Source organism: Mesobacillus jeotgali (genome assembly GCF_031759225.1).
GTDB lineage: Bacteria > Bacillota > Bacilli > Bacillales > Cytobacillaceae > Mesobacillus > Mesobacillus jeotgali_B.
The window spans coordinates 4,544,389-4,566,273 of record NZ_CP134494.1 but is presented as its reverse complement, the minus strand read 5'-3'; the positions used below and the strand labels follow the sequence as shown (position 1 = coordinate 4,566,273).

19 protein-coding genes are annotated in these 21,885 nt (G+C 43.6%); 11 read left to right on the top strand and 8 right to left on the bottom strand.

Annotated features, from left to right (window positions below; translation table 11 throughout):
• Positions 1-2: 2 nt before the first annotated feature.
• Positions 3-383: a peroxiredoxin family protein gene (locus tag RH061_RS22740; RefSeq protein ID WP_311073044.1), complete on the top strand. Its 381-nt coding sequence runs from the start codon at positions 3-5 to the stop codon at positions 381-383.
• 781 nt (positions 384-1,164) lie between these two features.
• Here the strand turns inward: RH061_RS22740 and RH061_RS22735 are convergent.
• Positions 1,165-2,421: a GGDEF domain-containing protein gene (locus tag RH061_RS22735; protein ID WP_311073043.1), complete on the bottom strand. Its 1,257-nt coding sequence runs from the start codon at positions 2,419-2,421 to the stop codon at positions 1,165-1,167.
• A 271-nt stretch (positions 2,422-2,692) separates the two neighbouring features.
• On the opposite strand from RH061_RS22735, the gene RH061_RS22730 reads away from it, so the two are divergent.
• Positions 2,693-3,568: an SGNH/GDSL hydrolase family protein gene (locus RH061_RS22730; RefSeq protein WP_311073042.1), complete on the top strand. Its 876-nt coding sequence runs from the start codon at positions 2,693-2,695 to the stop codon at positions 3,566-3,568.
• A gap of 38 nt (positions 3,569-3,606) precedes the next feature.
• Here the strand turns inward: RH061_RS22730 and RH061_RS22725 are convergent, their stop codons facing one another.
• Genes RH061_RS22725 through RH061_RS22715 form a run of 3 tightly spaced genes read right to left on the bottom strand, consistent with a single transcriptional unit; the run spans position 3,607 to position 5,913 of the window.
• Positions 3,607-3,984 carry a VOC family protein gene (locus RH061_RS22725; RefSeq protein WP_311073040.1) on the bottom strand — a complete coding sequence of 126 codons (378 nt, stop codon included), beginning with the start codon at positions 3,982-3,984 and terminating at the stop codon, positions 3,607-3,609.
• A 10-nt stretch (positions 3,985-3,994) separates the two neighbouring features.
• Positions 3,995-4,867 carry an alpha/beta fold hydrolase gene (locus RH061_RS22720; RefSeq protein WP_311073037.1) on the bottom strand — a complete coding sequence of 291 codons (873 nt, stop codon included), beginning with the start codon at positions 4,865-4,867 and terminating at the stop codon, positions 3,995-3,997.
• On the bottom strand, positions 4,864-5,913 hold the full coding sequence (locus RH061_RS22715) for an alpha/beta hydrolase (RefSeq protein WP_311073035.1): 1,050 nt from the start codon (positions 5,911-5,913) through the stop codon (positions 4,864-4,866). The genes RH061_RS22720 and RH061_RS22715 overlap by 4 nt, the downstream gene beginning before the upstream one ends.
• 144 nt (positions 5,914-6,057) lie before the next feature.
• On the opposite strand from RH061_RS22715, the gene RH061_RS22710 reads away from it, so the two are divergent.
• Entirely contained in the window at positions 6,058-6,591 is a 534-nt protein-coding gene (locus tag RH061_RS22710; RefSeq protein WP_311073034.1) for a sigma-70 family RNA polymerase sigma factor, read from the top strand.
• Positions 6,569-7,549: a DUF4179 domain-containing protein gene (locus RH061_RS22705; RefSeq protein WP_311073032.1), complete on the top strand. Its 981-nt coding sequence runs from the start codon at positions 6,569-6,571 to the stop codon at positions 7,547-7,549. The genes RH061_RS22710 and RH061_RS22705 overlap by 23 nt, the downstream gene beginning before the upstream one ends.
• Before the next feature lie 16 nt (positions 7,550-7,565).
• On the opposite strand, the gene RH061_RS22700 is transcribed toward RH061_RS22705, so the two are convergent.
• Positions 7,566-8,105, bottom strand: coding sequence for a dihydrofolate reductase family protein (locus RH061_RS22700; RefSeq protein ID WP_311073031.1), 540 nt, complete (start codon positions 8,103-8,105; stop codon positions 7,566-7,568).
• Positions 8,106-8,166: 61 nt separating this feature from the next.
• Between RH061_RS22700 and RH061_RS22695 the strand changes: the two genes are divergently transcribed.
• The 3 genes from RH061_RS22695 (at position 8,167) to RH061_RS22685 (ending at position 11,998) form a co-directional block, all read left to right on the top strand.
• Entirely contained in the window at positions 8,167-8,631 is a 465-nt protein-coding gene (locus RH061_RS22695; RefSeq protein WP_311073030.1) for an HAD family hydrolase, read from the top strand.
• A gap of 462 nt (positions 8,632-9,093) precedes the next feature.
• Positions 9,094-9,786, top strand: coding sequence for a response regulator transcription factor (locus RH061_RS22690; RefSeq protein ID WP_311073029.1), 693 nt, complete (start codon positions 9,094-9,096; stop codon positions 9,784-9,786).
• Positions 9,764-11,998, top strand: a complete 2,235-nt coding sequence (locus tag RH061_RS22685; RefSeq protein WP_311073028.1) for a sensor histidine kinase — start codon at positions 9,764-9,766, stop codon at positions 11,996-11,998. The genes RH061_RS22690 and RH061_RS22685 overlap by 23 nt, the downstream gene beginning before the upstream one ends.
• Positions 11,999-12,034: 36 nt before the next feature.
• On the opposite strand, the gene RH061_RS22680 is transcribed toward RH061_RS22685, so the two are convergent.
• Complete coding sequence (locus tag RH061_RS22680) at positions 12,035-12,868, bottom strand: hypothetical protein (RefSeq protein WP_311073027.1); 834 nt, start codon at positions 12,866-12,868, stop codon at positions 12,035-12,037.
• Between the two features lie 197 nt (positions 12,869-13,065).
• Between RH061_RS22680 and RH061_RS22675 the strand changes: the two genes are divergently transcribed.
• Together RH061_RS22675 and RH061_RS22670 are read left to right on the top strand one after the other, a co-directional pair.
• A complete protein-coding gene (locus RH061_RS22675) occupies positions 13,066-14,271 on the top strand; it encodes an MFS transporter (protein WP_311073026.1) in 1,206 nt (401 codons plus the stop codon).
• A gap of 203 nt (positions 14,272-14,474) precedes the next feature.
• A complete protein-coding gene (locus RH061_RS22670; protein ID WP_311073025.1) occupies positions 14,475-16,583 on the top strand; it encodes a choice-of-anchor J domain-containing protein in 2,109 nt (702 codons plus the stop codon).
• A 54-nt stretch (positions 16,584-16,637) separates the two neighbouring features.
• Here RH061_RS22670 and RH061_RS22665 read toward each other — a convergent pair whose 3' ends face one another.
• Positions 16,638-17,006, bottom strand: a complete 369-nt coding sequence (locus RH061_RS22665) for a cytochrome-c oxidase (RefSeq protein ID WP_311073024.1) — start codon at positions 17,004-17,006, stop codon at positions 16,638-16,640.
• Positions 17,007-17,237: 231 nt separating this feature from the next.
• On the opposite strand from RH061_RS22665, the gene RH061_RS22660 reads away from it, so the two are divergent.
• Both RH061_RS22660 and pgmB read left to right on the top strand, forming a co-directional pair.
• Positions 17,238-19,529, top strand: a complete 2,292-nt coding sequence (locus RH061_RS22660; protein WP_311073023.1) for a glycoside hydrolase family 65 protein — start codon at positions 17,238-17,240, stop codon at positions 19,527-19,529.
• 399 nt (positions 19,530-19,928) lie between these two features.
• Complete coding sequence (gene pgmB / locus RH061_RS22655; RefSeq protein ID WP_311073022.1) at positions 19,929-20,597, top strand: beta-phosphoglucomutase; 669 nt, start codon at positions 19,929-19,931, stop codon at positions 20,595-20,597.
• 218 nt (positions 20,598-20,815) lie between these two features.
• Here pgmB and RH061_RS22650 read toward each other — a convergent pair whose 3' ends face one another.
• Positions 20,816-21,877 carry a hypothetical protein gene (locus tag RH061_RS22650; protein WP_311073021.1) on the bottom strand — a complete coding sequence of 354 codons (1,062 nt, stop codon included), beginning with the start codon at positions 21,875-21,877 and terminating at the stop codon, positions 20,816-20,818.
• Between the last annotated feature and the right edge of the window lie 8 nt (positions 21,878-21,885).

Here is a 21,885-nt window from a genome sequence, read left to right as displayed (position 1 = left end):
TGATGGAAAAGAAAAAAGTAGTGGTGATGGCTTTGCATGATGAATTGGAGTCTGCGTACCCACCATTAAATGTGGCCGTAGGTGCCGCGTCATCTGGTGCAGATGTCATCCTGGCATTTTCCCGCAGAGGAGTCAACATTCTTGATAAACGCTATGTATCCGTTCCGTCCGAGGACCTTGAATACTTATCAAATGCGTTGAATGACTTCGGAGTAGCTTCTGTTCATGACTTGCTGGGAATCGCCGTCGAAATGGGAGCCCAATTATATGTGGTCGATATGGATGTGAACAATCACTTTGAATTTATCCATCCCGCAGAACAAGTACCAATCAAATGGCTGCTGAACGAAGCAGCATCTGCCGACTTATTTATGCATTTTTAAGCTTGAAATAGGTTCAGACAGGATCTGGACGGAAACAAGAAAAGTTGTGATTAAGAAACCCAGTTATTGTGACAGGTTTGAGGTTCAAAGCAGAAAAGTTGTCACAAGTTGAGGGAACTTAAGACAGGTTCGGTGCCAAAAGGTGAAAAGCTGTCACAAGATAAGGGAACTTAAGACAGGTTTGGTGTCAAAAGGTGAAAAGCTGTCACAAGATAAGGGAACTTAAGACAGGTTCAATGCCAAAAGACGAAAAGCTGTCAAAAGATGAGGGAACTTAAGACAGGTTTGGTGTCAAAAGACGAAAAGCTGTCACAAGAAGAGGAAACTTAAGACAGGTTCAATGCCCAAAGACGAAAAGCTGTCAAAAGATGAGGGAACTTAAGACAGGTTTGGTGCCAAAAGGTGAAAAGCTGTCACAAGAAGAGGAAACTTAAGACAGGTTCGATGCCAAAAGGCGAAAAGCTGTCACAAGATAAGGGAACTTAAGACAGGTTCAATGCCAAAAGACGAAAAGCTGTCAAAAAATGATGGAACTTAAGACAGGTTTGGTGCCAAAAGGTGAAAAGCTGTCACAAGAAGAGGAAACTTAAGACAGGTTCGATGTCAAAAGACGAAAAGCTGTCACAAGAAGAGGAAACTTAAGATAGGTTTGGTGTCAAAAGACGAAAAGCTGTCAAAAGATGAACTAACTTCTGACAGGTTTGGAGCGCAAACCAGAAAAGCTGTCAAAATAGCATTGATTCAAACAGAAAAAAAGACAGAGATCCAGTTCTCTGTCTTTTTACATGGCATTTACCGGTGTTTGCTGGGTTAGTTCATCCTTGAAGGTGACTTTGTTTTTGCCGAGCTCCTTTGATTGGAGCAGTAGCTGGTCGGCGTATATATAGCCTTTCTCCATGGATGTATATTGGTTCACTTTGAAGTAATAGAGCCCAAAGGAAGAGGTAATGCTGACATCATGTCTGCTTGATTGATATTCGACCTCAACTGAGCTTGATTCGACTCCATGACGGATTCTTTCCACGAGTTCGATTGTTTGGCTATGGGTTCTGTTCCTTAGAATCAAGGTAAATTCTTCCCCGCCGCTGCGAAAGACGTAATCGTTCTCGGATAAATAGTTTTTAAGTGTGCTGGCAAAATGCTGGATGACCCGGTCACCAACCGCATGGTTATAGGAGTCATTGATCAGCTTGAATTTATCAATGTCTGCGACAACAATCCCTACTTTTTCACCTGTCTGGTTTAACTCGGACATTTTTTTATCCATAAAAGCACGGTTTGGAATACCTGTGAGAAAGTCTGTATAAGCCATTTGCTCGAACTTGTCACGCTCGATTTTATTCTTGATGCTTTGTGATTTTGACTGGAAGGAACGGCTGACGAGATAGTTCAGGATGAATAATCCAACGACCATTTCCCAGCGCTGCTCCTCAAGCAATAGCAGAAGCAAGCCATTCGTGAACGCTGTTTTCCCAAGGTCCAGCCAGTTATTGCTGTCTTTGTAAAATTTGATTGCCTGCTGTAAGCTTTTGATTTCTCCCAAAATATAAAAGGCCGTTGATAAAAAAGTATAGGAAATCAATGTCGTCATCAAAGCAAGGATGCACATCAATATCCAGAATCCAAAAGGAATCCCCTCAAATAACGGGTATGCCAAATGAAACAGGTAATAGCCAATCGAGTAAATTAACACATGGGCGCCTATATTGTAGAATGTATCGGAAAGCTCACTTTCATCGGCAGTTTTCGAACTTATTCTTGAAAAATAGACTGTGAAACGATAGATTGCTTCAAAAATGAAAAGACCGAGCGGACCCGCAAAAACCCCGAAAGACAGACTGTAGCTGATTCCGTAGTCGAATTTCATCGCTCCGCTTTGCGCACGAATCCTTAAATGGTTATAAAGGGTTGAAAATAACCAGTAAATCATTAACGCAATCAAAAAAGTATTCTTGTCTATAGTGAACGCACCTAGTCCAAAAGCCACGGCAACAGCAGTGAAGAATAATGTAAAATCATATAACCTAGCTTTTAGCATAGGCAAAAATTCCCCTTTCCCAAACTCTACCATTAATTTTATCCTAAATATAAATCTAGTTGCAAAGTAATTTTTTGATTTGTGTAAATTTTTGTACCATTTAATTTGTCTGCTGCATAACATAAAAGGCTATAATGGAATTATCGGCAAAAAAAGATTTTTGTACATCGAAATATTCCTGATACAGGGATTTTCACAAGGTTTGTCGAATAATCTTACTATATAAATTCAGAATTTTTAATTAATATTCTATATAAGAGAGGGGTTATATATGGAACTGATCTATGGCGCGTTTTTCGTCCTTTTATTGATAGCTGCTGCAACAACGGCACTCTATTTTCAGCGGAAAGGCCGGATTAACCAGCTGCCTCCCAACAATCCGGGCGCTTTTCTGGAAAAAGGGCTTCGCCAGGAAGGAAAAAAGCTTGTCGCTGTCATTGGCGGTGACGCGGTGCATGGCAACATCAGCTATAATTTTGTCGATGACGCAGCCAGGAGGCGCAGCTGCAAGGATTATCAGTTCATCAATGCGGGAGTCAACGGAAGTACAGCTTATGATGTTCTGCAGCGTTTGGACGATGTGATCGCCTGCCAGCCAGAATTCATCGTCATTCTAGTCGGATTGAATGATGCTGCAGCCAAAATAGCCCCCGATCTTGCAAAGAGGAACGTGAAGCTGGCTGTGCAAATGGAAAAACCGTCATTGTTGGTATATGAAAAGAACTTAGCAATGATTGTCTCAAGGCTGAAGGCAGAAACCTCCGCAAAAATCGGCCTGTTATCGCTCCCGGTTGTCGGCGAGAACCTCTTTTCAAAAGCGAATAAGGAAATTGACCAGTACAATGAGGTCATCAAAAAGACAGCAGAGATGACCAATGTTTCTTACCTTCCATTTAACGAAAAACTGAAGGCTTATCTAAAGGGAAAAGGGCATACGAGAGGGCGGTCGCTGAAGAACGGGACAAAGCTTTATGAAAAAGCGATCATCGAGCATTTCGTATACGGCTACAGCCTTGACAGGATTTCTGCCAGGAATGGATATTTGCTGCTGACGGACGGGGTACATTTGAACAGTACGGCGGGGATGATGGCGGCACATCAAATCGAATTATTCCTGAAAAAGAATGAATTGAAGGCAATCCAATAAAAAGGATACTGCATCGACAGCAGTATCCTTTTTACTTTTTAAGCAGAAACCTCGCTCATAAATGCATGAGTGTTTTCCTCTGTATCCTTGAAGAACACCATCCATGTTTCTGTATCGCCGATTTTGGCGACAACATGAGGCTCCCCGATGAACTTAACCCCGCTTGAAATCAGGTCTTCATATTTCGCCTTGATATCTGCTACCTGCAAATAGATGACTGAACTAGGATGGGCAAATTGCTCGTTTTCCGGAAGGGTTAACATGAGACGGACACCTTCACAGTCGAAAAAAGCCATTGTATCTGTATTGAATAATAACGGCAGTCCTAATTTTTCCTGATAAAAGGCAGTCGCCCTTTCAATGTTTTTGACGGGTATTCCTATTTGGCCAACTTTTTGGATTGGATTTGAGTGCATGAATTGCCTCCTAGTAATGTTTTTTCAAAAAAATCTTGATATCGTGTTCGATTTTTTCAAGATGGGCAACAGATGGAAAATGTCCCATCTGGTACTTTATCAATTCCAGCCGGTCACCTAAAATTCCTTCTGCTTTTTGGGAAATTTTGTTTCCTGGGAAAAATACGTCCTCTGTTCCCGTTATGGCAAGAGTAGGTGCACTATAGCCTCTTAATTCTTCGACAGTCGTCAGCTTGGGCATGTCTTGTTCCAGGGTTGTGTGTTTAAATATATTGCCAATGATACTTTCATCCAGCTGCTTCATGCTTTTGGAGGACATCACATCAGTGATTTTCCGCAGGCTTCTGGAAGATCCGTTTATTTTATAAGAAATCATCGGAACAAGGATTTCCTTGATCATTTTCATCTTTGAGCCTAGGCTGATACCAGCAGGATTGACAAGGATAGCGCACTGTATCCTTTCTGGCATAAATGCAGCAATCCTAAGGATGATGCCTCCACCATACGAAGGGCCGATGAAGGCGCATTTTTCAATTTTGTAATGGTCCATCAAGTCGGCTGTCCATTGTGCAAAGCTTTTGTCAGAAGCGGAAATTCGCGTCTCGTCACTGTACCCAGGATGTCCAATCGTATCAGGTGCATAGACCGTATACTCCTCCAGCAAGCCTTTGAACCAGGAAAGGGTGACAGGATTGATGCAATTGCCACCCTGGAAAATAAACAGGGGCTTCCTGTCTTCCTTCCCCATTACCAGGACGTGTGTGCGGCCGAATCTTGTTTGGACATAATCCCTCGAGATCAGGGAATCAAACTGAGTGAGATACTCTTCATACTGATTAAGAATTTGCTCTTTTCCATCCAGACTTTTATAAATGGTTTTCATAGATTGATAACCTCATCTTTAATATGACTTAATTCATTAATCAGATGCTGTTCGATCAAGACTGTATCATCCGGATGAAAAAGATGTGCAGATTTCTCCATCCAAATGAATTTTTTCTCATGAGGCGTTTTCAATGTGTTGAGATAATCCTCTGCAAAATAGGAATGGACATGGACATCCTTACTGCCATGAATGAAGGTGACAGGGACATCAACTGATGGAACATCTCTTTGAACATTGATGTTTGGTATATTTCGGATGAATTCGTCAGAATAGATAAGCTTGAACCCGCTGTAAAAGGAGTGGAAAACATCTGCTACTCCATATGTACTTGAGTTGAACATTCCCAAGGACACCTTCATTAGGCCGGGATGCTTGACCTGGTGGTCGTTATACACCATCGTGCTGTATTTCATCTGCCATTTTCTTAAAATCCCCCATTGTTTATAACCTTCGACAAACGGCGGTTCACCAACTGCCTCCAGTTCATTCAATGCTTTATAATCTCCTCGCCTCTTCGCTTCCTCTTTAACCCAGGTGAGGGCTGCACGGTCATTTTCCGTCCAGCTGATGATCTGAGATAGGCCGACATAGGAATGGAATTTTTCAGAGTGCTTTTTCAGCAGGTACATGCCGATCAAGGTACCGAATGAGTGAGCGGCCAGAAAGATCTTTTCCTGATTGAACGTTTCTCTTAAAAAGTCCGTCAGCTCAGCTGCATCGGATACAAGCTGTTCAAAGGTCATGGTTGTGGGTGGAATATCTTTGTGATAGGACTTGCCTGTGCCGCGCTGGTCCCAAAATACAACGGTAAAGTGCTTGACCAGCTCTTTTGTGTTGGTGGCGACAGTATAGTTTTTTCCTCTGGAAGAGACACCAGGCAGGGGCATGGATGGACCGCCGTGCAAAAACAGCAGCACCGGGTTCCTTGGAGAGTAGGTCTGGATGAGAATGGTCTGTTGGATTCCGCCGATTGTGATTGTTACAACTCTATCAATTCCGTCTGCGGGAATTTGGAAATCAGGCTTACGAGAGAAAAAGCCCATTACATCACCTCGTTCGATATACTGTGTTTATACATATATAAATTCCATTTATTACTATATTACTTTAGTCCTAGAAAAATATCTCGAAAACGCTGAAACTTTTTTTGCCTGCATGTGCTCTAAAGAGTGAGAGGAGGTCAGGGAATGAAAGAAGCAAAGCTTGTGAAAAAGGCAGTGAAGGGGAATGCAAGAGCATTCGAAGAGCTGCTGATCATACATAGTGAACGATTATATCGGACCGCATTTTTATATGCCGGAAACAGGGAGGACGCGCTTGATATTGTCCAGGAAACCTCTTGCAAAGCATTCCTGGCGATTGGGCAGCTGAAGAATGAACCATACTTTTTAACCTGGCTGACAAGGATCCTGATCCATTGTGCGTACGATGTCTTGAAAAAAAGGAAAAAGGAAACACCTGTTGAGAAACTTCTCGACCTGTCCTCAAGCAGTGAACAGAAGGTCGCAGAGAACCTTGATTTAATGGAGGCGGTCACTCAATTAAAAGATCAGCACCGGACGGCAATTATCCTGTTTTATTATCAAGACCTGGCAATAGGTGAGATTGCCAGAATGATGGACAAACCGGAAAATACGATAAAAACCTATCTGCAGCGAGGGCGGAAGGAATTGAAAGCTAGATTGGGAGGCGAGAGTTATGGAAAAGAAAATATTTCTTGAATCGGTCGACCAGATTGAAGTTCCAAGAGAAGATGTAGTTAATGCGATAAAGGCTGGTGTAAGGAAGGGAAGCAGGATGAAGCCCAAACGAAGACCGCTTTTTAAAACTGCGGCAGTTTCAGCAGCTGCAGCAATTCTTTTAATAACATCAGGATTTTTGTTCCCTTCAATGGCGGGCGTCATGGCTGAGATTCCTTTCCTGGCAAAGCTTTATGAACATGACAAGGTTGCGGGTAATCTGTCCTCGCAAGAGCTCATCACTGAACTGAACGAAAAGGCCACTTTTGGCGGAATTGATGTGACAGTTACGGATGCTTATTATGATGGAGCAATGATTGGCGTTACTTTTGACATAAAGGGTGAGATAAAAGGTGACGAGGACGAAATTTACGCCTTCTATGAAATCTTCGACCGTGATTCAAACATCGAAGAAACGATGGAATTGGTGAAATTGGTGCCGGATGAAGATGGTTACAAAGGGCATGTCCAGTTAAGCTATCCGAGAGCGGAATTGCCAGCGGAAACCGCTTTGCCATTCAACATCATTGGTATCGGGGAAATCAGTGACAGCTGGAAGGATGAACAGGGTAAATGGAACTTTGACGTCCCGATCAGCCAGCTGCCGTTTGAAACAATTTCGCTTGACCAGGCAACTGAACTTGGTCAGCATAAAATCGCATTCGAAAAGCTAATTAAAGGTACATCATCGACGGCAATCGAGTATACACTGAGCTACCCGGAAGGCAGTCAGAGAGTAAGGTTTGATCTTTCTGATGGCAATGGGGAACAACTCATTGGCGGTACCTCGGATGCAAAGCTGGAAAAGAAAATCGAAAATGGGACAGTGACGGAGAAAAGGCGGATCACCATTCCGTTTATGCCGAGTTCTGAATTTATAGAAGTACGTCCAGAATTGGATTCAGGAGATGAATGGAAGGCTGTTAAAATCGACCTATAAATAGTGGCGCTGGAAATCATCCAGCGCCATTTCTTTTTGATCTGTATGTCAGGGAGGCAATCTGCCCATGGCGTCCGGTACTCGTCAATTCGAAATCTGCAGGCGGTGTACCATCCGGGAACAGCGGGATTCCTTCGCCAATCAATTTAGGTATAATATACAGCTCGAGTTCGTCGATTAGCCTTTTTTCAAGAAATTGCTTCACAAGCTGACCGCCGCCAACAAGCCACACATAACCATCGGAGTGTTCCTTCAGACGCGAAACAAGGGATTCCAGCTCCTCGTCTGTAAACGTGACATAAGGACTGTTTTTCGTAGTCTGGCGAGATATAACATAACAGGTTTTTCCAGCATAAGGGAATTCATCCGTCAGTTTTAAAACCTCTTCATATGTTTTCCGGCCCATAATGACGGATCCTACCTGGCTGTAGAATTCGCTGTACCCATTATCTCCATCGCCTTCCACATCATCCAGCCAATCTACGGCGCCATCCTGCCTCGCAATATAGCCGTCGAGACTCATTGCGATATAAAGTATGACATTGCTCTTTTTCATTTTACATCCTCCAAGCAGGTGTATAATAACGTTATTCTATCAAATATATGGGGGCGTATTCATGTTATCTTTAAACATCCCAGGAAGAGGTCCATTTACTATTCACCACCTTGTTCTGGATTTTAACGGCACGATCGCTTTTAACGGTGAATTGATTCCAGATGTTGCTGAAAGAATCACGCTGTTAAGCAAGAAAATGGGGGTTCATGTCATCACCGCAGATACAAACGGAAGCGTCGTCGGTGAATGCAGCGGGCTGCCGGCTAACGTGCACGTACTGCAATCCGATGACCACACTGCTGAAAAAGGGGAGTTTGTTAGTAACCTTGATGGGGTGATCTGTATGGGTAATGGGGCCAATGATGAAGCTATGTTTGAAGCTGCAGACATTGCGATTGCTATAACCGGAAGAGAAGGCTGCGCCACATCAACACTTTTAAAAAGTGATCTGATAATCGATGATATCAACGATGCCCTGGATCTGCTGCTGAATCCTAATCGATTGATCGCAACACTGCGGAAGTAGCCGGGACACCTGAACTGGAAAAAAACGCCCGGAATTTCCAGTTCGCCAATAAAATCTAATTTTCGCCAATAAGTAAGGTGAAATCGCCAATAAAAAATTTTTTTCGCCAATAAAATAAGAAAATCGCCAATAAAGTTGTGAAAGTCGCCAGAAAAAACTTTTCACTAAATGAAAAGGGCTTGAAAAGTATTGTCTTCGGTATGAAAATGGGTTTCTCTCCTCTAACCAGCTCAATCTTTCAGGAGATTGAGCATGTTTTACTGCAGCGAATCTCCAATTTTTTAAAAAATCCACTCCAAAATTACCTTTCCTCTCACCCTTCATAAAAATATATAATAGATTCACACACCACTTTTACCAATATTAAGAAAATCTTAAGATTTATGCTCAGTGAATATTAAGGTTCACTGTCTAAAATAATCATTATCAAAGCTTGCCTGTATGGGAAGGGGGTTTTCAAGCGTGGAACAATACAATGTGCTAGTCGTTGATGACGAGAAAGAGATACGTGATGCGATAGAGATTTATTTGAAGAACGAAGGGATCAAGGTCATCAAGGCGGCGGATGGAATCGAGGCAATCGAGAAACTGAATGAGCAGCCTGTTCATTTGATCCTGCTCGATGTGATGATGCCCCGCCAGGACGGAATTACGACGACCTTCCGGATTCGTGAAGACAAGAATATCCCAATTATCATTTTGAGCGCTAAAGCGGAGGATACGGATAAAATCCTTGGTCTTCAGGTCGGTGCGGATGACTATGTGACGAAGCCGTTCAATCCGCTCGAACTGATTGCACGGGTAAAATCCCAGCTGAGACGATATGTCACGCTCGGAACATATGAGGGGAAAGCGAAAGTGATCGACCTGAACGGACTGACACTCGACCAATCCTCGAAGAAAGTCACAGCACATGGCGAACCGGTAAAACTGACGCCAATCGAATACAAAATCCTCGAGCTGCTGATGACGAACGCCGGCAGGGTGTTTTCCATTAATGACATCTATGAGCGGGTTTGGAAAGAACCAAGCTACAATGCCGAAAACACGGTGGCGGTCCATATCCGTAAAATCCGCGAGAAGATAGAGATTGATCCGAAGAATCCAAGATATTTGAAGGTGGTGTGGGGGATTGGATATAAAATCGAAAAGTAAGTATCTGTTTGTCATATGGGTGATTCTCATCGCATACGGGCTTAGCGGGCTGTTTTCGGTACTGACTAATGGCAGCCGCTATATGCATGGTGACTATTTTGAATCAGAGGAATATAACTCGCAAATGGATCAGTTTGTTGCCATGCTGAATGTGTATGAACTGTATGGCATGCCCAAAGAAGAAATGAAAAAGCAGATCACCGTTACAGATGAAGAAATTGAAGAACACCGTACACGATACGGCAGTCTTGGTGATCAGATATCCAATATTGGCATGCAATATAATGATCAAATAAAGGCGGCAATCGATTCAGGGAACAAGGCCGCTGAAGACGTTCTGACGAAGGAAAGGGACGAAAAGATTGCGGATATCACTGAGAACTTCAATAGTGATGAATATGTACGCGGAAAAATTGTGAAAGAAAAAGAGAAGAAGATTGATGAATTCTATCGAACTCTCCAAGAATATCGCAGTGAATTCAATCATCTTGGGCAAGCGTACAAATATTACCTGAAGGACAACTCAACAGGGAAAGTCTATACGAACCTTAGTCTATCAAAAACTGAATCAGCCACTGATTATATGAATAAAAAAGATATGTTTTACGTCCAGGATTACGCCGTTTTGCAAAGAAATTATTTGTTCACTGGTTATAGTGAGAAATTCCTTCCTTTTAACGAGGTCGCTGAATCAATCCTGGAAAATCAGAAAGACCGAGATTTGTCCGGTCAAATAGGCTTATCCAAAAGTGCTTCAGGAAAACATATTGCAATCATGAATTATAACGACTATCAGACAGGGAAAAAGCTCTTTTTCGTTTATCTTTTGACAAGCTTTGCTGCATTAATCGCGAGCTACTTCCTGGCAAAACGAAAACCGGCAACAGTGTTCGGCTCGTTTGAACACATGAAGCCTCTCTATGGCAGAATTCCGCTGGATGTAAGAGCGGTGCTGCTATTATTGACCGGAGTCTTCTTACTACTTTCCATGACACTGATTAGTGAACAGTTTGTTTATTATCATTCTAATTTCTTCTCGTCACTTATCGAACTGATCATCAGTTTAATAGCTGCTGCTTCCCTGCTTGCATTTGGCTGGATCCAGCTGAAATTCCTTTTGGAATATCGGAATGACTGGCAGCAGCTGAAGGATGATGCCAGGAATAGCCTGTTGATAAAAAGTTATTACGCAGTACTCGATGCATTTATCGTCAAGAGCATTGGGTTCCAGCTGCTTGTCATCCTCGGTATTGCATTTGCAATGGGCATGTTGTTTGTTGGCGTCCTTGCAGCGGGTGGAGGAGATATTATCGTTATTGCCTTCGCAATTGGGGTAATCAGTCTCCCGATTTTCCTCATCATCATGAGGAAGGCAGGCTACTTGAATAAAGTATTGAAGCATACAGAAGAACTTGCTGCAGGCAATTTAGGTGCCGACATACCGGTAAAAGGAAAATCTGCGATCGCAAAACATGCGGCTAATATAAATGACCTGAGGAATACGGTGAAGGTCTCCCATAAGGAACAGGCAAAAAGTGAGCGTCTTAAAACGGAATTGATCACGAATGTAAGCCATGACCTCAGGACACCGCTGACATCAATCATTACGTATACTGAGCTCCTGAAAACACCAGATTTGGCCCCCGAGGACCGTGACTCGTATCTTGAAATCCTTGACCGAAAATCCAAGCGTCTGAAGGTGTTGATCGATGACCTGTTCGAGGCGACGAAAATGGCGAGCGGCAATATAGAACTGCACAAGGAAAAGGTCGATCTCAACCAGCTGCTGCAACAGGCATTGGCAGAGTATAATGATGCGCTGAGCCAATCGACGCTTCAGTTGCGGATCTCGCAGCCCGAGCATCCTGTTTATGCCTTTGTAGACGGACAAAAGCTCTGGAGGGTGTTCGATAATTTGATCGGCAATATCCTGAAGTATGCTTTGGAGAATACAAGAGTATATGTTTCGGTAAAAGAAGAGCAGGAGAGAGTTGTGCTTACTTTCAAAAACATCACGAAATACGAACTGGGTGAAGACCTGAACGAGCTGTTCGAGCGCTTCAAACGCGGCGACCAGTCACGGCATACAGAAGGATCAGGACTTGGCCTCGCGATCGCCAAATCGATTGTCGACCTGCATGAAGGATCGCTTGATATTGAAGTCGACGGAGACCTGTTCAAGGTGACAGTCATCCTCGAAAAGTTAAATTAAATTAGTATTTCCCCCTTTGCTTTGCAGAGGGGGATTCTACTTTTGTTGGCGTATTTTTATATATAAAGACCTTGAAATAAAAATCATGACTGTATGAAAAATGATATTCCAGTGCTTGCCCAATCGCAGTTTCAACAGGCCGGTCCGTTCAAGCAAGATATCCGCTACTAAGGAGCCTGCGAACATGGTGAGTCTTGGCAGCAGTCCAGGTTGTGAAGAACTTTTTACAAGGAAAAGAGAGCGAAGCAAACTATAGAGCGGAGCGATGATAAAATGCTCGCGCCAAGAGTGGTAGGCCCCTCTTCCAAATCGTACTTTTCTTCCGACGGCAGATATATACAGCAAGGTAACCCCGATCACTTCTGTTGACAGGTATTGTGCGATTACCAGGGCCCACTCTTTTTTTGCGTTCAGCTCTTTGTAAAACCAATCGCTGATATAAAAATAGATATTCATGAAAAAGACCGTGTAGTAAGGCTTCCACCAATACGCTTTATAGATTTTCAAACGCAGGAAATATCGTTCAATACCATAATAAATTAGCGTGCTGCCGAGTTTCCAATTCCGATTCTTTTGGTACAGTGTCAGGAGGGTTGCGGTAATGGGAACATATAATGCCTGGGAAAAAATTGCTCCAAGGATTTGGTCATGGGCTCTTTTCTTAAGGATATATGGTTTATACGAATACCCTTTGAACAGGTTAAGGACTGGATACTCGAATAAATAAGCCATACCAATATTAGAGAGCAAGAGAATCCAGATATTTTTCTGACGGCTTCGCTTGGAGAAAATAACAAAAAGCGATACATGAACGACTGCCAGCAGCAGAAAGGGAATGGAGTTCTTTTTAGCGAGCTTGTTTTTTCTCATGGCACACCCCACCTTTCAAGGTTGTAGTTATAATGTTCACTTATTCCTTGAAATTATTTATAGTGGAGCATCCTGTAAACTTTTATTATGACTAGTGTAAAGACACGTGGTAATATAGAAAAGCACACAATCATCATGTTAAAACTAACAATTTTAGGGAAACTACTTGTATCGTTGCAATGGTGTAGGAGGGTTTTATGAAAAAAATGGAGGAAATTTCAGAAAAGAAGCTGCTTGGGATTGCAGGTCTGGGCTGGATGTTCGATGCGATGGACGTGGGGATATTGTCCTTTATCATCGCCGCATTGCAGGTCGACTGGAATTTGACGGGCAAGGAAATGGGCTGGATCGGCAGCGTGAATTCAATCGGAATGGCTGTCGGTGCCTTTGTTTTTGGTTTGCTGGCTGATCGGATTGGCCGGAAAAATGTCTTTATTATTACATTATTGCTTTTCTCTGTCGGAAGCGGGATTTCCGCAATGGCAACCACTTTGTCCTTCTTTTTATTGCTTAGATTTTTCATTGGAATGGGTCTCGGCGGTGAGCTGCCTGTCGCATCTACACTTGTATCAGAGAGTGTGCCTGCTGAAAAACGGGGGCGTGTCGTTGTCCTGCTCGAAAGCTTCTGGGCTGCAGGCTGGCTTATCGCTGCATTGATCTCCTATTTCGTCATCCCGAAATTCGGCTGGCAAATGGCCCTGATCCTAAGTGCCCTTCCAGCACTATATGCCCTGTACCTTCGTGTGAATCTTCCTGACTCACCAAGGTATCTGGCAGTCGCCAAAAAGGATAGGCTGACAATGAAAGAGAGCATCGCGGAGGTATGGTCAAGAGAACACTTCAAGAGAACGGCGATGCTCTGGATCCTATGGTTCAGTGTGGTCTTCTCCTATTATGGAATGTTCCTCTGGCTGCCGAGTGTGATGGTCATGAAGGGATTCACATTGATCAAGAGCTTCCAGTACGTATTGATCATGACACTCGCCCAGCTTCCGGGGTATTTTACCGCCGCGTGGCTTATTGAAAGAGCCGGCAGGAAATTCGTGCTGGTTGTCTATTTGATCGGAACAGCACTCAGTGCCTATTTCTTTGGCACGGCAGACACGCTTGCACTGCTGATTACGGCAGGAATATTGCTGTCATTCTTCAACCTGGGTGCGTGGGGCGCACTATACGCTTATACGCCAGAACAATACCCAACGACGATCCGCGGCTCAGGAGCAGGGATGGCCGCATCCTTTGGCCGCATAGGCGGGATTATCGGACCACTGATGGTTCCGTATTTATCAGCACAGAATCTATCCATCACTGCCATATTCACGATTTTCTGTATCGCCATTTTGATCGGTGCAGCTGCTGTCTTCTTCTGGGGAACGGAAACGAAACAGAAGGAGCTTGTCTAATAAAAAAGGAAAATCGTCCGCCAGAGTTTTTGGTGGACGATTTTTTTATTACCAATACATGCCATATTACCTGGTAACTAAGTCCCTTTTCGCCGTTTAACGAGGAAAAGTATTTCAAAATATAGTAGTATATTCTCTTATTTCTGAAAATTTAGCATGTTAAGATTTTTATAGTTATTTCGTAGGACGAAAGGAGAAAGAGAATGAAATCGAAAATACTATCAATCTTAACAACAGGAGCTTTGGCCCTTTCTCTGGTTGCACCCGCAGTGGCTGTACCAGAAGCAGATGCTGCGACAACAGCAAAATGGGATATTGAAAGATATGGGGACAGGGTGGACATTGACAGCCGTCTTGACCAGCTTTCCAAGGATGAAGACTTCCTAAAGAAGGCGGAGCAATCCATTAAGGAACAGGCGAAGGGCATCCAGTTCGATGAAAATGCAGGGAGTGAAAGCGGCTCAGCAAATAGTACTTTTAGTTACGATGGGGGAACGAAGAAATTTTTGAACAGGAACTTGAAGTTCAAAGATTTCACGCTTCGCAGTGTCGGTGAAAACGTAGAAATCTGGGTTGCTAATGATTTAGGCTTCAAAGCAGGTGATCCAAGACCGGCACACGTCGTTACACAAGAGCAAGTGGACAAGCTTCGCGCTGAGTTTGACAGCAATATATATCCAAAGGCTACTGAGTTCTTTGGTACACCTGACGTTCACGATGGATCAAATTCTCCTCTTCCAGGCATGGTAGGCCTGCCTGATGGCTACTATGAAGGCAGTGATAAAATCATCATGCTGGTAGACAACATCCAGGATGATAACTATAATGATCCAAACTATCCATTCTTTGTTGCAGGCTTCTACTGGCAGACGCTAGAAAATTACATGGACCGCAATATCATTACAATTGATACAAACAGCTGGGAAACCCGCCTGGAAAGCACGTTCTTTGGTACAACAATCCATGAACTGCAGCACTTGATCCATGCGGATAATGACTCGGCTGAAGAAACATGGATCAATGAAGGAATGTCCACTTTCTCTGAATATCTTGGCGGATACGGACATGATGACCGTTCCATCAACTTCTATCTTGACCACCCGGAGAATTCCCTTGTGAACTGGGATGACCACCGTTCAGCAGCAACTGGGCCAGAAACGATTGCGGATTACGGGCAAGTTTATCTATTCACACTTTATATGAATGACAAATATGGCAAAGAGTTCATCCGTGACCTTGCTACGAGTGATGTTATCGGCATTGACGGCGTGAACAAGACGCTTGCGAAGCATGGTTATACAGAAGACTTCACACAGGTATACCAGAATTTCATTACAGCACTCGCACTAGACAGCAACCAGCCTGGCGAAGGTGTCTATAACTTTGACAGCATCGATCTACGTGACCTTGCTGTAGACAACGAAGGCACGAAGCGTGGCTATACAGTTGATTATGAAGGTGCCCTTCAATTTGAAAAAGACGGCGTTCCAGCTTGGGGCGGTGATTTCAAAGAACTCGAATTCCAGGATAAAATTGATGGCATTTCTTTCGATGGCATCGACTTCCTGCCAACATTTTGGAAATCAGTAGCCGATCCGACAGATGATACGAATAAGGTGCTTTGGGGCAACCAAGGTGATGAGGCGGACAATACATTGATCTTCGAAGCAGATCTATCCAATGTCGCTGACGCTACATTGAACTTTGATCATTACCTTGATATCGAAGAGCATTGGGATTTTGGTGTTGTCCAGGTGTCAACAGATGGAGGACAGACATGGGCAAGCCTTGAGAATGAAAATACTACATCGGATGTAGTCGAAGAGGGCTACCCTAAGATCAAGGAAAACGTACCAGGGTTTACTGGTAATGTAAAAGAATGGTCGAATGAAAGTTTCGATTTAAGCGAATATGCAGGACAAAAGGTACTTGTATCTTTCCGTTATCTGACTGACTGGGGCCATAATGACACTGGCTGGTTCATTGACAATGTTTCCATCCCCGAAATCGGCTTTAGCCAGGACGGTTCATCTACTGAGGCCTTCACTTCAATGAACGAGATTCTGGGCAAATACGTAGAGTATACTGTGACCTTCATCAATGAAAAGCAAGCTGCTGGCAAAAAGCCTGTTTACAAGGTTGTGACGGTTGATCCGTTCAATGTAACCGATGAGGATGCCCTTCAGCTAAGACAGCTGTTCAAGGACGGCAAGAATTACATGATCACAAGCTATGCGGCACCTGCAGATGATAAGAATCCAGTAGACTTCAGCTATGAAGTTCAATTAAGTGAGAAAAAAGGGAAGAAATAAGCTAAAAAGCTGCGGCCAAAATGATGGCCGCAGCTTTTTGTCTTTTTGCAGAAGTTATGCCTTAACATGCTTAAACACATTTACCATAAAGAGAATTCCTCCCAGGACAACAAGCAGTGAGGCAATGATGGCAAAGACGGTAAATATGACACCTCCTATCAAAATGGATAATGCTATGCCGCCCTGCATGACCGGAACCCCGATGTTATGCAGCCAGAAATGGGTGCTGGCAAGCTTGCTGTTCCCGGCTTCAGGATAAAAATGATAAATCATTCCGAAAAGAGCCATGGATACCCATCCAAGCAGGTTTAAGTGGGCATGTACCGAAGTCAGTGTGAAATCATGAGCGATTCCCATAATGATTCCTAAAATAATGGCAATGACAAAATAGACCGCAGCGATTCTGAAAAAACGTATGCTCAAATCTATCCCCTCCTTTCTTAATAGTCCTTTTAGATTATATTAGTTTTCTGAAAATTTATAACATATGTACTAACTAAATAGGTGAAAAAAATTTTTCAGTGAAAAATGATAGTAAAATAATAATTAGTTCAGCATGACACAAAATTATCACCATTGCTTTTGTCATTTTTGCGGAAATTCATGATATAATAGTGCAAACGTTTGTACAACCTCTAAAAGGAGCTAAAAGCTATGAAAAGATTATTTGGAATTGATAGCTGGAAGATCGTTGAAACGGACTTGCATAAAGAAGATTTCCGGCTTGCCGAAAGCATCATGAGCCTGGGAAATGGCCATATGGGCATGCGCGGAAACTTTGAAGAAACATATACTGGAGACTTTCATCGCGGTTCATATATTGCAGGAGTCTGGTTTCCGGACAAAACACGTGTAGGCTGGTGGAAGAATGGCTATCCACACTATTTTGGCAAGGTCATTAACTCGACGAATTTTATTGGCATTAAAGTATTTGTGGATGGAGAGGAACTGGATCTTCACAACGCAGAAGTAAGCGATTACTACCGTGAGCTTGATATGCAGCATGGTGTCTTGACACGCCGTTTTACAGTCAGCCAGGACGGCAAGGAAACAGAAGTGGAAGCTGTAAGATTCCTGTCTGTTGCTGACAAGGAACTGGCTGCGATCAAATATTCAGTGACTGCCAAGAACTATAATGGAAACGTTACCTTTGTTCCTTATCTTGATGGAGATGTTCGTAACGAAGACTCTAACTATGATGAGGACTTCTGGTATGAAGTGAGCAGGGAAGCCTCTGAATACAATGGCAGTCTTGTCATGAAGACGAAGGATAATCCATTTGGGACTCCGACTTTCCAGGTGGCGACAACTATGCAAACGGTTGTCGAAGGCAGTGTGGCTAAAGTTGAAGTCAATGAAAAAGAAGAATATGTAGAAAATGTCATTGAAGTGAAGGCTGAGCAGGGACAATCTGTCACTCTTTACAAGTATGTTGCTGTGACAACAGACCGTGACTATGAAGCTGGCGAGCTTGTTTCCAAAGGTCGCGAAGTGCTTGCGCGTTCGATTGTAAAAGGCTTTGATGAGCTATTGGAAGAACACAGAAACGGCTGGCTGAGCCGCTGGGATATCGCTGATGTTGAGATTGCAGGCGATGATGAAGCACAGCAGGGCATCCGTTTTAACTTGTTCCAGCTATTCTCGACCTATTATGGTGAAGACTCACGCTTGAACATCGGACCTAAAGGTTTTACAGGTGAAAAGTACGGCGGTGCGACATACTGGGATACAGAAGCTTATGCAATCCCGCTATACCTTTCTACTGCAGAATCAGAGGTTGCCCGCAACCTGCTGATCTACCGCCACAACCAGCTGGATGGCGCCTACCATAACGCAAAGCAGCAGGGACTGAAGGGTGCGCTTTACCCAATGGTTACTTTTACAGGCGTCGAGTGTCACAATGAGTGGGAAATCACGTTTGAGGAAATCCACCGAAATGGTGCGATTGCCTACGCGATCTATAACTATGTGAACTACACTGGAGATAAAGATTACCTCCATGAATATGGAATCGATGTGCTTGCCGGCATCTCCCGTTTCTGGGCAGACCGCGTCCACTACAGCAAGTCCAAGAACGTTTACATGATGCATGGCGTAACAGGACCGAATGAATATGAAAACAATGTCAACAACAATTGGTACACAAATCGTATCGCTGTCTGGACATTGCGATACACGCTTGAAGTCATCGAGTTCCTTAAGCAGAATGGCCATGAGAACCGCCTCGCAGGCCTTGAGTTCTCTGACGACGAGCTTGCGAAATGGCAGGATATCATCGAGAAAATGTACTTCCCTTACGATGAAGAAAAAGGTGTTTTCGTCCAGCATGATACATTCCTTGATAAAGACCTGATGACAGTGAATGAGCTTTCAGCTGAAGACCGCCCGATCAACCAGAACTGGTCATGGGATAAAATCCTGCGCAGCTGCTTCATCAAGCAGGCTGACGTCCTGCAGGGTCTATACTTCTTCAACCATGAATTCACAGAAGAAGAGAAGCGCCGCAACTTCGAATTCTATGAGCCAATGACTGTTCATGAGTCATCATTGTCTCCAAGTATCCACGCAGTTCTTGCGGCAGAGCTTGGCATGGAAGAGAAGGCGTACGAAATGTACAACCGCACGGCGCGCCTTGACCTTGATAACTACAATAACGATACAGAAGATGGCCTGCACATCACAAGCATGACAGGTGCATGGCTGGCAATCGTCCAGGGCTTCGCAGGCATGCGCACAGCGGAAGGAACACTGTCATTCGCGCCATTCATCCCGAAAGCATGGAACCAGTACAGCTTCAACATCATCTACCGTGACCACTATATCAAGGTAGAAGTGAATCAGGAAAACGTCATCCTCACGCAGCAAGGACCGGAACTTGCGATGAAGCTTTATGGTGAAGACGTAACAATCCCTGCTGAAGGCGAGCTTTCTGTAAAATTGAAATAATTCATGAAGGAGATCTTTGGGGAAGCCTGAAGGTCTCTCTCATTAGGGTAGACATCTTGGTGTATGAATTACGTAAATGTCCAATAAAGCTATTTAATGGACATTTTGCCGAGGGAAGGCGTTGAAATGTCCAAGAAAAGTGGTTTAATGGACATTTTAGAGAGTGGAAGGTGTTGAAGTGTCTAAGAAAAGTTCTTTAATAGACATTTTGAAGAGTGGAAGGCGTTGAAATGTCTAAGAAAAGTGGTTTAATGGACATTTTAGAGGGTGGAAGGTGTTGAAATGTCTAAGAAACGTTCTTTAATAGACATTTGCGTGTGTGAATGGCAATGAAATGTCCAATAATACTCAGAATCTGCTTCTGAGGCTGCATGATAGATTCAGGAAAGGAGTTTAATTATGACTAGACCACTAAAAGCATTCATTTTCGACCTTGATGGGGTCATTACAGATACAGCGGAATACCACTTTTTGGCGTGGAAAGCCCTGGCAGAGGATTTGGGCATTACTTTTACCCGCGAAGATAACGAGGAGCTGAAAGGTGTGTCCCGGATGGATTCTCTCGAGAAAATCCTTGAGCTTGGCGGCCGTACCGGGGATTTTTCAGCTGTAGAAAAAGAAGCATTGGCTGAGAAGAAGAATGAGCACTACCTGACATTGATCCAAGATATCACGCCTGCTGACTTGCTTCCGGCTATCAAGGAATTGATTGCAGATATTAAGGCAAAAGGTCTTAAGCTGGGCCTTGCGTCAGCTAGCAAAAACGCGTTTACCGTAATGGACTCGCTAGGAATGAAGTCCGAGTTTGATATCATCGTTGATGCAAAAACCGTCGTGAACGGCAAGCCGCATCCGGAAGTATTCCTGCGCGCAGCAGAAATGCTTGGTGTTGAGCCAGAAGCATGCATTGGTGTCGAGGATGCAGCTGCAGGCGTCCAGGCGATCAAATCAGCGGGAATGTTCGCTGTTGCTGTTGGCCCAAAGGAAAGCTTCGAGAATGCTGATCTCGTCTATGCTAGCACTGCTGAGCTTTCGTTTGATAAGATTTTAGAAGTGTATAATGGCTAAGAAATATGGGACCCAGTCGCTTTGGTGGCTGGGTTTTTACTTTTTTTGGATAAATGAGAGAATCTATTCCCTGAGTGAGAGATTACAGTGAGAGAATAATATGTTTCACTGAGAGAATATTGATTTTAACTGAGAGATTATTGCTCTTTTTTGAGAGAATTTCGCCTTCATCTGCAGATTAGTAGTATTGCTTGGGAAATGCAGCAATAAAAAAGCGATCACTCATGGAGTGACCGCTGCAATTCATGGTAAAAAACATCTGGTTCGTCGACGTTCAGGACAATCCGATTTACTTTTCGCTTCATGCCGTAGATTAAATGAACATCCTGGGGCTCATGAAGCAGGATTTCAAACATCGGCTTTTCCTGGATCAAATCAGGCACCCGGGCATCAAGAAGCCCTTTTTGCTCGTTTCTGCTGAATTTTTCAGGCCCTTCGTAATGGTTGATTTCCTTGATATTGCTTAAAGGCAGGTGCATCGAGCTTGAAAACCCTGTCTGCAATAACAGATGATCCTCTGTCAGCAGAAATGGGGTCAGGCGTGTCGCTTGAAGCTCTGCCAGCATGAACAGGATGCCATATATGTTCAAAAACAGAAGGATATAGGAAACAACCGCATTCCAGCTGTGCAGGAAGTAGTGCAGACCAATCGATTCAATCGCAATGGCATGGATGATCATGATGTAGACAGCATTCACGCTTGTTTTTTTATGATAGGTAAAAACCTTGCCGTGATCAATCTTCACTTTCTTTTTCCAGGAGAAGAGAGAGTAATGGAACATGGAAAATTCAGTGACAAGTACTTTGGCGGCAGTGCTGTCCGGTAAGCTTGTTTCAACAGCTTTTCGAATGTTGAAAAGGAAGAACGAATTTCGGCTGGCCAGATTTCTGTACTCTTTAAGCAATCTTGGAAGCCTTGTGATGACGGTGTAGGCTATATAAAGTTCAAACAACAGGAATGCGCCTTCCGATACGATTAAAAGATAGGGAAGGAAAGGGTAATCTGCTAGATGCTGCTGAGGGACGATGAAGTAGGAAGCAGCAAAACCGGCAAAAATGACAACTCCCATATATTTGAGTGAATACCTTTTGCGGATGATCATGAAGTATGTCAGGAGAGGCAATATGATCAACATGTCCAGCAGTGAACCGATGACAGCCCCCTCTGGTACCGGCCCGAACACCGGTGTACGGTAAAGAATGAAATTGGTTGCTAGAATCAGAGAGGCTAAAACTACATAAAGCAGTAATCTTGGTTTTTTCGCGACAGCATTTGTCATTATTATCC

Excerpts from the sequence above, each read along its gene's own strand:
- RH061_RS22695 (WP_311073030.1), top strand. The coding sequence starts at position 8,167 with ATGTTATCTTTAAACATCCCAGGAAGAGGTCCATTTACTATTCACCAC.
- RH061_RS22700 (WP_311073031.1), bottom strand. The coding sequence starts at position 8,105 with ATGAAAAAGAGCAATGTCATACTTTATATCGCAATGAGTCTCGACGGC.
- RH061_RS22705 (WP_311073032.1), top strand. The coding sequence starts at position 6,569 with ATGGAAAAGAAAATATTTCTTGAATCGGTCGACCAGATTGAAGTTCCA.
- RH061_RS22730 (WP_311073042.1), top strand. The coding sequence starts at position 2,693 with ATGGAACTGATCTATGGCGCGTTTTTCGTCCTTTTATTGATAGCTGCT.
- RH061_RS22710 (WP_311073034.1), top strand. The coding sequence starts at position 6,058 with ATGAAAGAAGCAAAGCTTGTGAAAAAGGCAGTGAAGGGGAATGCAAGA.
- RH061_RS22675 (WP_311073026.1), top strand. The coding sequence starts at position 13,066 with ATGAAAAAAATGGAGGAAATTTCAGAAAAGAAGCTGCTTGGGATTGCA.
- RH061_RS22670 (WP_311073025.1), top strand. The coding sequence starts at position 14,475 with ATGAAATCGAAAATACTATCAATCTTAACAACAGGAGCTTTGGCCCTT.
- RH061_RS22650 (WP_311073021.1), bottom strand. The coding sequence starts at position 21,877 with ATGACAAATGCTGTCGCGAAAAAACCAAGATTACTGCTTTATGTAGTT.
- RH061_RS22720 (WP_311073037.1), bottom strand. The coding sequence starts at position 4,867 with ATGAAAACCATTTATAAAAGTCTGGATGGAAAAGAGCAAATTCTTAAT.
- pgmB (WP_311073022.1), top strand. The coding sequence starts at position 19,929 with ATGACTAGACCACTAAAAGCATTCATTTTCGACCTTGATGGGGTCATT.
- RH061_RS22740 (WP_311073044.1), top strand. The coding sequence starts at position 3 with ATGGAAAAGAAAAAAGTAGTGGTGATGGCTTTGCATGATGAATTGGAG.
- RH061_RS22680 (WP_311073027.1), bottom strand. The coding sequence starts at position 12,868 with ATGAGAAAAAACAAGCTCGCTAAAAAGAACTCCATTCCCTTTCTGCTG.
- RH061_RS22725 (WP_311073040.1), bottom strand. The coding sequence starts at position 3,984 with ATGCACTCAAATCCAATCCAAAAAGTTGGCCAAATAGGAATACCCGTC.
- RH061_RS22715 (WP_311073035.1), bottom strand. The coding sequence starts at position 5,913 with ATGGGCTTTTTCTCTCGTAAGCCTGATTTCCAAATTCCCGCAGACGGA.
- RH061_RS22660 (WP_311073023.1), top strand. The coding sequence starts at position 17,238 with ATGAAAAGATTATTTGGAATTGATAGCTGGAAGATCGTTGAAACGGAC.
- RH061_RS22735 (WP_311073043.1), bottom strand. The coding sequence starts at position 2,421 with ATGCTAAAAGCTAGGTTATATGATTTTACATTATTCTTCACTGCTGTT.